Annotated in this window: 9 protein-coding genes; all 9 read left to right on the top strand. The window is 55.1% G+C overall.

Annotated features, from left to right (window positions below; translation table 11 throughout):
- The first annotated feature begins 132 nt into the window (after nt 1–132).
- Nucleotides 133–1473, top strand: coding sequence for a nucleotide sugar dehydrogenase (locus H9S92_RS08365; protein ID WP_187466259.1), 1341 nt, complete (start codon nt 133–135; stop codon nt 1471–1473).
- Nucleotides 1474–1675: 202 nt separating this feature from the next.
- Nucleotides 1676–2890: a choice-of-anchor C family protein gene (locus H9S92_RS08360; RefSeq protein ID WP_187466258.1), complete on the top strand. Its 1215-nt coding sequence runs from the start codon at nt 1676–1678 to the stop codon at nt 2888–2890.
- A gap of 21 nt (nt 2891–2911) precedes the next feature.
- On the top strand, nt 2912–3715 hold the full coding sequence (locus H9S92_RS08355; protein ID WP_187466257.1) for a hypothetical protein: 804 nt from the start codon (nt 2912–2914) through the stop codon (nt 3713–3715).
- Nucleotides 3716–3847: 132 nt separating this feature from the next.
- Nucleotides 3848–4528 carry a class I SAM-dependent methyltransferase gene (locus H9S92_RS08350; RefSeq protein WP_222936025.1) on the top strand — a complete coding sequence of 227 codons (681 nt, stop codon included), beginning with the start codon at nt 3848–3850 and terminating at the stop codon, nt 4526–4528.
- 18 nt (nt 4529–4546) lie between these two features.
- On the top strand, nt 4547–5845 hold the full coding sequence (locus H9S92_RS08345) for an MOP flippase family protein (RefSeq protein ID WP_187466255.1): 1299 nt from the start codon (nt 4547–4549) through the stop codon (nt 5843–5845).
- Between the two features lie 60 nt (nt 5846–5905).
- Nucleotides 5906–8578, top strand: a complete 2673-nt coding sequence (locus H9S92_RS08340) for an SLBB domain-containing protein (protein ID WP_187466254.1) — start codon at nt 5906–5908, stop codon at nt 8576–8578.
- Between the two features lie 454 nt (nt 8579–9032).
- The gene (locus H9S92_RS08335; RefSeq protein WP_187466253.1) at nt 9033–10112 is read left to right on the top strand and encodes a hypothetical protein; all 1080 of its coding nucleotides are present in this window, start codon (nt 9033–9035) and stop codon (nt 10110–10112) included.
- A gap of 51 nt (nt 10113–10163) precedes the next feature.
- Nucleotides 10164–11474 carry an oligosaccharide flippase family protein gene (locus H9S92_RS08330; RefSeq protein ID WP_187466252.1) on the top strand — a complete coding sequence of 437 codons (1311 nt, stop codon included), beginning with the start codon at nt 10164–10166 and terminating at the stop codon, nt 11472–11474.
- Nucleotides 11471–12307 (top strand): FkbM family methyltransferase, encoded by an 837-nt coding sequence (locus H9S92_RS08325; RefSeq protein WP_187466251.1) that lies wholly within the window; start codon nt 11471–11473, stop codon nt 12305–12307. The genes H9S92_RS08330 and H9S92_RS08325 overlap by 4 nt, the downstream gene beginning before the upstream one ends.
- Nucleotides 12308–12335 lie beyond the last annotated feature (28 nt).

Raw genomic sequence — 12335 nt, 5'->3', positions numbered from 1 at the left:
GCTCTAAGAGCGTGTCTAAAACTGCCGGACGGGACATCTGGAACCGGTCAGTAACTCCATTGAACTCCATGTTTAACTCCATGGGCTGAATCTGCCGGACGGGACGTCCGGAACCGGTAAAAACCAAAAACAATGAAAAACCTCAATGGCAGCGTAGCCAGCATCGATGCGGAACAGCAGCTGGCAGAATACCGCAACAAAACGCGGGCCATTTCCGTCATCGGCCTCGGCTACGTGGGTTTACCGCTGGCGCTGGAACTGGCCAAGAAATTCCGGGTTATCGGCTTCGACATATCGGAGAGCAGGGTGGAGATGATGCAACGCGGCGAGGATCCCAGCGAAGAACTGGAGCCTGCGGCCTTTGCTCATAAAGACATTCTTTTCACCTGCGACCGCGCAAAAATCCGCGAAGCCTCCCTGCACATTGTGGCGGTGCCGACGCCGGTGGACGACAGCCGCACGCCCAACCTGCGGCCCCTCCTGGCCGCCTCGGCCACCGTGGGCAAGGCCCTGAAAGTGGGGGATATTGCCGTGTTTGAATCGACCGTCTACCCCGGCTGCACGGAGGAAGACTGCGTGCCGGTGCTGGAAAAAGAAAGTGGCCTGCGCTTTGGCGCCGACTTCACCGTCGGCTACTCGCCGGAACGGATCAACCCGGGCGACAAGGAACACACGGTGGATAAAATCCTGAAGATCGTCAGTGGCAGCGACGCCGCTACCCTGCGCGTAATTGCGGGGATTTACGGAGACATTATTACTGCGGGGATTTACGAGGCGGCCACCATCCGCGTGGCCGAGGCGGCCAAGGTGATTGAAAACAGCCAACGCGACCTCAACATCAGCTTCGTCAATGAATTAAGCGTAATATTCAAACGCATGGGCATCGATACCCAGGACGTGCTCGACGCCGCCGGGACGAAGTGGAATTTCCTGCCCTTCCGGCCAGGCCTGGTGGGTGGCCACTGCATCAGCGTTGACCCCTACTACCTGCTGCACAAAAGCGTGAAACTGGGCTACGACCCCCAGGTGATTGCCAGCGGCCGGCGGGTGAACGACTCGATGCCCGCCTTCATCGCCAAAGAACTGGTGCAGCACCTGCTGAAAATCAATAAAAACCCGAAGCAGAGCAAGGTGCTCATGCTCGGCGTTACCTTCAAAGAAAATGTATCGGATATCCGCAACAGTAAGGTGGTGGATGTGGTGCGGGAACTGATGGAGTACGGTGTCAATGTCCACCTCTACGACCCCCACGCGAGCCCCAACGAGGTGGCCCACGAATACGGCCTGACGATGATCGACGAAATTGGCAAACAATACGACGCCATCGTAGTGGCGGTGGCCCACCGGGAATTCCGCGCCAAAAGCCTCGATGATTTCCGCGCGGTGAGCAAAGATGCACTGCTGCTTTTTGACCTCAAATCCATCTTCAACCGTGCGGAACTGCGGGAGGGGGAGGAGGTTTGGCGGTTGTGAGGATTTTTTTGGCCTATGGAGTTGCATGGAGTTTGCTTCGCAGTATTTCATGCTTGGCATGGAGTTGCTGGGAGTTTTTCCTGGTTCCGGACGTCCCGTCCGGTAAGTCTTAGCCCATGGAGTTGCATGGAGTTGCTGGGAGTATTTCCGAGCGGGCTAATGTCCACTAAAACGCTAATATTTATTTAAATAAAGCCCTAAGATGAAAAAGAATTGCCTCTATTTTTGTTTTTTATTAATTTTGTTTTTGAACGGAGTAAGCACCTTGGCTGGACAGAACATTGTGAATGGGGATTTTGAAAACGCGCAGTTTCAACTCTTAACACCGTTTCGCCAAGTAATCCCAGGTGGAGATGGCGTTATAGGTTGGAGTGTGGAAAGTGGAAATATAGATTATATTGGTTCTTATTGGACACCTTCAAGTGGTAACAGAAGTATTGATTTAAATGGCTCCGAAAGTGGCTCTATATCACAATCGTTCGCTACGCAAATTGGAAAAGAGTATTATATTAAATTTGATTTCGCTGGAAATCCTGTCTGTGATTCCCCGTTAGAAAAAGTACTTGAAGTTTCGGTTGGTTCGACGAGAGAAGTATATCTTTTCAATACCAGCGCGCGTTCAATAAATGATTTAGGGTGGGAGCCAAGGGTATTTACATTTACGGCAGTGGCTGCCGTATCTTCGGTCCGGTTTTTAAGTAAAAACGGGGGCTTTTGTGGGCCAGCTATTGACAATGTTGAATTGGTAGATTGTGCAGGGGTTCGAGAAGGGCAATCGATCAAAGATGAGTGTGGTGAATGTTTGGAGCCCACAGATATAAATTTTAACAGAATTTGTTTAGATTGTTACGGAGTCATCAATGGTGATGCGATTGTTGATGATTGCGGAGTTTGCCTGCCACCGAGTGCTCCTGATTTTAATAATTGTTTGGATTGTGCAGGTGCTATCAACGGGTCCTCTATAATTGATCAATGTGGGCAATGTGTGGATTCTTTAGCTGCAAACTTTAACGAATGTTTGGATTGTGCAGGAATCCCCTTTGGCGAATCTTTTTTCAATGAATGCGGGCAGTGTTATACGCCTGGTATTCCAATCAATGCAGGGGAGTGTGATAATAGGAAGTTAATTTATATTCCTACAAGTTTTTCACCGAATGGTGATGGCATAAACGATGAATTTAAATTTTTTGAAGGTGTTGGAAGGGTTGCAGAAGTTCTAACCTACGAAATTTATAATCGCTGGGGTGGAAAAGTCTACATTGCGGCTAATTTTGATATTGCGTCGTCAGTTGAGTGGTGGGATGGAACCTCCGGTAATAGTAAGTTGGAAGAAGGGGTTTACATTTACGTATCTCAGATAGCATTTGCCAGCGGTGCTGTACTTTCCTACAGTGGAGGTGTGCACCTTGTGCGGTAGGGTGAAAAATTTATATGAACTATGAAAAATTTAATAATTTATCTATTCCTTCTCATGGTTTCAGGCCCGGGAGTGCTTGCGGGGCAGTCGGAGATAATAATGGGTATCATCGGTAATCAATTAGTAAGCATTCATCAGCAAACGGCACAAATTACGGTGCTTGCTGAGGTGAACGTGCCAGCGAACGTCGTCACGGATGACTTGGTTTACAGCAAAGCCGATAACGCTTTTTATACCTACATTAACGCGCTTAACTACCCAAAGTTGGTGAGGATAGGATGGGATGGGAGCTATAAAGAGATCGGAAGTCTCAAGCTCAAAGGCGAGCGTCTTGGACTTTGTGAAGGATTGACTCTCCGAGAATCTGACGGAAAAGTATTTGCGGCGGGGGCCCTGTCTTCCAGAGGAGGGCTATCGAATTTGCTATTGACAGTTAACTTGGAAACTGCAGAATGTAATCTAGTCAATCAATTGCCCATTTCCTATCAGTACACTGATATGGACAACATCTATTTCTGGGATGGGGATTTATTTTTCGATGACAACAGAAGGAACATTGATCTTTCCGTTTTCCGCGTGGATCGTTACTCTTTGACTTCGCCAATGCAACCAACGAGGGTGTTGAGAACTAAATATTTTTCTGCAACGGACGTAGCAGTAATTGGTACATCAGTATTTTTTGTTACTGGAGACAGGTATTTAGGTGTTTACAGCCCGGAAAGCTTTGCCCCACCCCGGTTAATTGGCCCAACGCATGACCGCAAGGAGTACTCGGGAGGGATTTTTAATGGTATTACCGCAGTTCCGCTGACTATTGCGAAGTGACCGTCAGATGGGTACGTTTGCCAGTATACAAGGTGCTTATTACTCACTATCGCTAGCTGCCTAAACCAGCTTTTTTTTAACCCATTATTGGATTTCTCTCCAGTCTACTGTTTTTTATTCAACTCAGTCAGTATGTCACTTATTTCCATAAAAAGCATTAGGTGCGGTGCAACGGCGCAAGACATTTACGGTATGGAGCTCCTACGGGAGATTACCGGGCGTTTTAAGCGGCCTCCGTTGTTTACGAGTTCGGCACTGCGCCCCATTTGCCTGGCAGCCTTGGTGAACGACATCGTCATCAACCGGCGGCAAACCATTGTGGAGTTGGGCGCGGGAGTCTCTACGCTCTATTTTGCAGCGGTATTCAAGCACTATGGCATCCCGGGTAAACTCTACACCGTAGATGAAGACCCCGCCTGGCTGGGCTACATCGGGGAGCAACTCGCGGCGGAAGGGCTGGCGGAAAAGGTGGAACTGATTGTCGCGCCCGTAGTCCAGTACCCGACATCTTCCTGGTACGACAAGGCTAGCTTGGCGAAGCATTTTCCGGCCGCAGCCAAAATAGATGTGCTGATGGTGGACGGCCCAACGGCTTATACCAAAGAAAAGGCCCGCAACCGCGAACTGGCCTACAGCTTTTTTGCGGAGCACCTGGCGGAGAACTCCCTGGTGTATTTGGACGACTGCGACCGGGCCGGAGAAAAAAGCATTTTGCAGGAGTGGGCCGGCCTGGCCAAAGCCAAGGGGCAGATCAGGTACAGGACCGGAGGCTTCCTGTTGAAAGGTGCCCACTACAACTTCTACCCGCTCTAAGCGCCGTGAGGACTGAAAATGGCTGAAACCATTCGTCAGGGCGTCAAATGGACGACCCTACTGAACATCTTTATTTTTGCAGCAGGTTTACTGCGGGTGGCCATTCTGGTACGGTACCTGGAGAAGGCTGATTTTGGGCTGATGGCCCTGGCTAATTTCGTGATTGGGATGACGACTTTGTTTATGGGCATGGGCATCACTACCGCCATACTGCACAAACAAGACATCACAAAACAAGAATACGCAAGCCTCTACTGGCTTAATGTTTTTTTTAGCCTGTTACTTTACGGGATGATCTTCTTACTGGCTATCCCGATTGGGGAGTTTTACGAAGAAACCGAACTGGCCTCAATTATCCGCCTGGTGGGCCTGGGCTTGATCATTTCAGCCGTTGGGCGGCAGTTTAAAACCGTCAACCAAAAGCACTTTGCTTTCAAGCGCCTGGCCTTAGTGGAAATGGCTGCGGTTTTGGTTTCCCTGATTGTGGGGGTTGTGCTGGCCGTGCAAGGCTGGCGGGTGCAAGCCCTGGTGTGGTCTACAATAGCCAATTACGCGGTGAGCAATGCTGCTTTTTTTCTGATGGGTGTGCGGGAAAACGGCTTGTTATTTCATTTTGCCTGGGGCGATACCAAGCCCTTTCTCAAAATCGGTCTTTGGGAAGTGATGGGGCAAGTCATTAACCAGTTCAATCGCGACATTGACGTGCTGCTGATCGGGAAATTGCTGGGTACCGAGGTGTTGGGTGGCTATAGCCTGGCCAAACAACTGGCGCAAAAACCAATGACCCTGCTCAACCCCATCGTCACGAGCGTGGCGACGCCCTACCTGGCCAAATTGCAAGCAACCAAAGAAGAGCTGAAGACCAATTTCCTCAAGATCCTCAACATGGTGGCCAGCATCAATCTCCCCGTATACCTCGCACTGGCGCTGCTGGCTGAGCCGGTGGTGAGGATTTACTACGGGAGCGAACAGCTGGATATCGTCCCGATCGTCCGCGTCTTGTGTGGGTACATGTATTTCCGGGCCATCATTAACCCTTCGGGAAGTTTGCTGGTGGCCACGGGCCGCACCGACCTGAATTTTTACTGGAACCTCCTGTTGCTGGGCGCATTTCCGGTATTCGTGTACGCGGGGCACTTCTCCGGTGCGGTTGGGGTGGCCTACGGCCTGCTGGCGCTGATTGTGGTGATGTTTGTGCCCACCTGGAAAATCCTGATTGCCCTCCCCAGCGGGGCTACATTGGGGGAGTACGTGGGTGCGCTGGTGCCCGATTGGCGGCTCATCCGATTGGTGCTCAACCGGTCGGCAAAGCCATAAGCCATTATCCCTTCCCCACCATCAACCAACTAAGCCCCAGCCTTCGTAATTTACGCAAGTATGCTTCCACGTAAAACCATCCCTTCGCCAGTGCAGCCGCTTTACCGCGCCTTGCTGGCCTTGCTCTTCGTCCTGGCCCTGGCACCTGCGGCCGCGCAAAATACCCCCGTACCCACCCAGGCCCAGGCCCGGCAGGAACTGCGGGAGCGCGACATCGACGAGGCCGAGCTGCGCCGCCGCCTGCTGGCCGAGGGCATTGACGTAGACCGCATGGCCCCCGACGAGCTGCTGCGCGCCCAGCCCCGCATCGAGGCCATCATCGCCCAGATGGAAGCCGAAAAACGGGCGGCTACGCCCCCGCCCACCACCCGCCCCGGCACCCCGCCCGCCATGCCGCAAGACACCCTGCCCGAACCGCCGCCGCCCCCGGAACCCAGCACCGAGGGCCTGGAAGAAAGCATGATTTACGGCCACGAACTGTTCCGCAACAAGAGCCTCCAGGTGTACCGCGCCACCGAAAATGCCACCCCGCCCGACAGCTACCCCCTGCGGGTGGGGGACGAAATTGCCGTCACCATCTTCGGCGCCAGCCAGACCGACTTTATCCTGCGCATTGACGACCGCGGCTTCGTGCAACTCCAGAACGGACTGCGCCTGCCCCTGGCCGGCATCCCCATTGGCCAGGCCCGCGAGGTGCTTGGCAACCGCCTCAAACAGTACTACGCCTTCCGCGATGGCCAGCTCAGCATCCGCATCCAGGTGGCCCGCACCGTGAACGTCAACATCTTCGGCGAGGTGGAAAACAATGGCAACTTTACCATGTCGGGCCTCAACACCGGCTTCAACGCCCTGGCCGCCGCCGGCGGCCCCACCGAGCGCGGCAGCGTCCGCAACATCCTCCTCACCAAGGGCGACCAAACCGTCACCCTCGACGTCTACAAATTCCTCCAGGACCCCCGCCAGCGCAGCGACCTCTTCCTGACCGACAACGCCACCATCTTCGTGCCCCTGGCCAGTACGGTGGTCGACCTGACGGGCGGCGTACAGCGCCCCATGCGCTACGAAATGCGGGCCGGCGAGACGATCAAAGACCTCCTCGACTTCGCCGGCGGCCCCCTGCCCCGCGCCGAACTTTCCAACATCAGCGTCACGCGCTACCAAAACGGGGCGCTGCGGGTCTTTGACGTCGACCTGGCCACCAACCCCGGCTTCGGCCTCCAGAATGGCGACAGCATCACGGTTGGCCTCGTCGAAAACCCCATCGAAGACTTCGTCAGCATCGAGGGCGCCGTACTCCTGCCCGGCCGCTACGCCTTCCAGGAGGGCATGACGCTCGACCGGCTCATTGCCCTCGGCCGGCCCAGGCCCGGGGCCCGCCGCGACGTTGCCTTCCTCTTCCGCCAAAACGACAACGGCACCAACCGCCTCATCCGCGTGGCCTTAGACAGCAGCACCGTGAACAACGGGGCGCTGAACGCAGGTGCAGGGAACGTTGAACTGCAGCGTGGGGACCAACTCCGCATCCTCGCCCAGGCCAGTTACGTAGACCAGAGTACCTTTCAGGTCAGCGGAGCCGTGCGCGACTCTGCCGTCACCTTGCCCTTCCCCCAGGATGGAGGCGTCACCCTGGATGAAGCCATCCTCCTGGCCGGCGGCCTCCTGCCCAACGCCCTGCCCGAGGTGATGCTCATCCGTACCCCCATCAGCAACCGCGACGAGCGGGTTTACCAACGCCTGGACCTCCGCGTCAGCGGCGACTTCGTCCTCGAACCCCTCGATGAGGTCCGCGTCTACAACAGCGAGCGCTACCAGGACCAGCCGGTGGTGCGCATCTCCGGGGCCGTGCGCTCCGGTGGGGTTTACCCCTACAGCGCCAGCTTGCAGCTCAATGACCTCATCTACCTCTCGGGCGGCCTGCGCACGGGAGCCGCCAGCGACCGCATCGACGTCTTCCGCCTCCAGATCCTCGACGGCGCCGAAACCAAAACGCTACTGACTACCCTGGACCTGGCCGCCGCCGGCGATTTTGCGCTGCAGCCTTTCGATGAGGTGATCGTCCGCAACGCCGCCGAGTTTGAACTCATCCGCAACGTTGTGGTGTTCGGGGAAGTCCGCTACCCCGGCCAGTACGCCCTGCTCAAAGACAACGAGCGGCTGAGCGACATCATCCAGCGGGCCGGCGGTCTTACCCAGGAGGCCAGCCCGGAAGCCGCCACCCTCTACCGGGGCGAACAGGGCATCGGCTACGTCATTCTCAACCTCGAGCGGGCCGTGGCCGACCCGGCCGACCCCACGAACATGGTGCTGCTGAACCAGGATACGCTCTACATCCCCAAACGCAACGAACTGGTGACGATCTACACCGCCCGGACGCTGGCCACCCGCTTCGGCACCGACTCCACGAACGTGGACGGCACCATCCAGGTCGCTTTCCAGGGGGAGAAATCCGCCAAATGGTACATTGATCGCTACGCCGGCGGCTTCAACGACGATACCGCCCGCAAGCGCTGGACGACGGTGGAATACGCCAACGGCCGTGTGCAGGAAACGAACAACTTCCTGGGCATCAAGGCCTACCCCCAGGTAAGGCCCGGGGCCTCGATTCGCGTGGCGGCCGCACCGCCCAAGCAACAGAAGCAGCGGCGGGAAGAACGCTTTGACTGGATCGGGCTGGCGCAGGTGGTGCTGGGTGCCGCGACGACTTTGACGACGTTTATTTTGTTGCGGCGGTGAGGTCAAGACGTTTCACGTCGCAGTGTCAGGTGAGGTCAAGACGTTTCACGTCGCAGTGTCAGGTGAGGTCAAGACGTTTTACGTCGCAGTGTCAGGTGAGGTCAAGACGTTTTACGTCGCAGCTGCCAGGTGAGGTCAAGACGTTCCACGTCGCAGCTGCCAGGTGAGGTCAAGACGTTCCACGTCGCAGTGTGAGACGGGCAAATGCTCGAGCCGTTGTACGGCGAAAGGTGATGAGTCGCCATAAAACGGCTCCACCATTTTTGAACCACTAAGGACACGAAGAGGGGCTAAGGCTGGTGATTGAGCAGTGAGGTCAAGACGTTTTACGTCGCAGGAAAGACGCTCATATACCCCTCGACGTGAAACGTCTCGACCTCACCTCGACGTGAAACGTCTCGACCTCACCTCGACGTGAAACGTCTCGACCTCACCTCCCCCTTAAGATAAAACCATGCAAGAAAACAACACCCGGCACCAAGACGAACTCACCTTCAAAGAACTCGTCCACGCCATCGGTGCCATCGTGGGGTTCTTGTTCACCAAGAAGGTGTACATCATCCTGGCCGTCCTCCTCGGCGCAGGAATCGGGGGGATCATGGCTTACCTGAAACCGGTGACCTACAACGCCCAGATTTCCTACATGGTCAACGAAGAAACGGGCGACGGCGGCGGTCTCGGCTCCCTGTTGGGGCAGTTCGGCCTGGGCGGCGGCGGAGCCGGCGACCTGAACTACGACAAAATCCTGGAACTCTGCCGCTCCAACCGCATCATCTTCAGCACCATCCTCGATAGTGCCACGGTGAACGGGCAAAACGACCTCCTCGGCAACCACCTCATCCGCCAGCTGGAACTCCACGAGGAATGGGAAGACGCTACCGACCCCAGCTACGCCAACTTTTACTTCCAGCACACCGACCGCACCCGCTTCACCCGCACGGAAAACGCCATCCTCAAATCCCTGTACTACCGCATCGTCGGGACCCCGGAACAAAAGGACAGCGAGAAAATCCTCAAAGCTTCCTACTCCGACGTCTCCCGCATCCTCTACATTGCCGTGCGGACGGGCCGGGAAGACCTCTCCATCGCCCTGGCCAAAAGGATTTACGCCCACCTGAGCGACTTCTACGTCTCCCAATCCATCGAAAAACAACTGGCTACCCTCACCACCGTGCAGGCCAAGGTCGATTCCATCGCCACCGAGCTGCGCTCGGCGGAATACCGCCTGGCGCAGGTCCAGGACCGCTCCCTTGGCCTCCTGCAACGCAGCGACCAGGTGGTGCAGGACCGCCTGCGCCGGGATGTGCTGGTGTTGAGTACGATGTACGCCGAAGCACTCAAAAACCGGGAAACGGCCAGCTTCGTCTTGAGCAATGAAACGCCTTTCCTACAGGTAGTAGACGACGTAATACCACCCCTGCCCCCCAGTAAGGCCTCGAAAACCCGGTGGATCCTCATCGGCGCATTTTTGGGCGGTTTCTTCTCCGTTTTGTTGTTCGGGGGGATGAAGATTGTGCGGGATGCGCTGGCGTGAGGACGCTTAGTTTCATAGCCCGCACCCCGAAAACCACCCAAACCCCAGGCTTTGCTTCCCGCCCGACTTCGCAACAACTTCCGGCTCCGCAGGATATTCCTCACCTTCCTGAGCCTGCTGGGGAGCAAGGGCATTTCCATCGTGGTGGGTTTCATCTCCCTTCCCCTCACCTTGAACTACCTGGGGGAAGAACGCTACGGCATGATGGCTACCATCGTGTCCTTTCTGGTGTTGATGAATTTTGCGGACTTTGGCCTCGGCTACGGACTGCAAAACCGCATCCCGGAGTTTGAAAAAGACGAGGAAAAAATCCGGGCCGCCGTCAGCAGTACCTTTTACTTCCTCGTAGGTTCGGCGGCGCTGTTGGCGGTGGTGTTTTTTGTGGTCCACCCCTTTGTGCCCTGGCACCGGCTGTTTAACGTCCAGTCGGAACTGGCCCAGCAGGAAGCCGGCACAAGCATCACGGTCTTGTTCCTCTGCCTGATTGTGAACCTCCCGATCTCCATCGTACAAAAGGTGCAGGGCGGTTTTCAGGAGGGATACTTCAATAACCTCTGGGCCACGGGGGCCAATGTGCTGGGCCTGGCCCTCATCTTTTTGGCCATTCACTGGCAACTGGGTGTACCTGGCATCATCCTGGCCATCTACGGCGCGAATACGCTGGGGCTGCTGCTCAATTTTCTCAACCAGTTCCTGCGGATTCGGGGGTACTTGTTGCCTAGGGTGAGTTTGGTGGACCCCGCCCTGCTGCGCATCATCGTTCGCGATGGGCTGTCTTTCATGTTCGTGCAGGTGAGTTTTGCGCTGTTTACGGCTTCCGACAACGTCATCGTCAGCCAGATTCTAGGCGCGGAGAGGGTAGCCATCCTCGCCATCGGGATGCGCTTGGTCGGCTTGCTGGTAATGCCGATGAACGCTGTGATGGGGCCGTCTTTGCCCGCTATCAACGATGCCTTAGAAAAAAATGACAAGCCCTGGGTACGCAGGCTGTTCAGCAAAGGGTTAATGCTTTCGCTGCTCACCACGGTAGGTATTTGCCTCGGGTTTTACTTTTGCGCCAACTTCGTGATTCGCTACTGGCTCGGGTCGGAATATGAAATGCCCCCGGAACTGGTGCTGGCGTTTTCGGTGTTTCTGGTCTTTGCCAACTTGAATCCGTTCTTTTCTTTTTTCATGATGGCTACCCCATTCATTTCTAAACTCACCTGGATTTACCCTCTAGCGATGGTCAGCAGCATTGTGGGAAAAGCGTTAGCCTGTTACTACTACGGCATACCTGGCTTGCTGGTGGTCACCACGCTCGGTATGCTGACCACATTTTTCCTGCCTTCTTACGTCTTGGTGAAAAAATACATTGCGTGAAATCATTATTTGCCCTCATTCGGGTTTTTGTCGCGAGGCTCCTAGTTTGGGCGCGATTGGAGTTTTGGGCTTGGAAGAAAAGATGGACTTCAGAGATTGCCCTTTCTTTGGAACAAGGCCACCGCTTTCGCTTCAACACCTACGGCGAGATCGTCAAAATTTTGTACGCTCACCAGCCATTGAACCGCTACGGCAAAGGCTTTGAGTACCAAACCGTAGCCAAGTTTACGACTTTGGTCAAGCCAGGCGACGTGGTACTCGACGTCGGTGCAAACGTGGGGATGTACACCCTGCTGGCCAGCAAATTGGTGGGTCCTGCGGGAAAGGTATACGCATTTGAACCCGTACACGCCACCCACGGCGCCCTCAACGAGAATCTGCGACTGAATCAAGCCGGTGAAAACGTGAAGACCTTTAAAATTGCCCTTTCCAACGCCAATGGAACAGCGCAAATGTCTATACCCACCAGCGTGGGCCGTGGATCCTCCAGCGATGCATTTAACTCCTTTCAACTCGATACTGACCCGAGCGACACCGGCGCTGAAGTGGTAGAAACCATAAAATTGGACACTTTCGTGAGCCAGCATGGGCTTAAGCGAATTGACTTCATTAAAGTAGACATTGAAGGAGCGGAGTTACTTTTTTTTCAGGGGGCCGAAGAGGTACTGCAGCAGTTGAGACCGCGCTATATCGTATTTGAGGCCTTTGAACAATACTGCATTCGCTTCGGCTATACCATTGCCGACATTATTGTACTCCTGAAATCTGCTGGTTACCGGGTAGAAAATTACGCAGAGTGGCAGTGGATAGGGATTAGAGAAAACGAGGTATGAGCCAGGCGGACCCTAACACCAATTTGAA

This window comes from Neolewinella lacunae, from assembly GCF_014349155.1.
GTDB lineage: Bacteria > Bacteroidota > Bacteroidia > Chitinophagales > Saprospiraceae > Neolewinella > Neolewinella lacunae.
The sequence above is the reverse complement of the archived record's forward strand: the minus strand, read 5'-3'. Positions and strand labels throughout refer to the sequence as shown.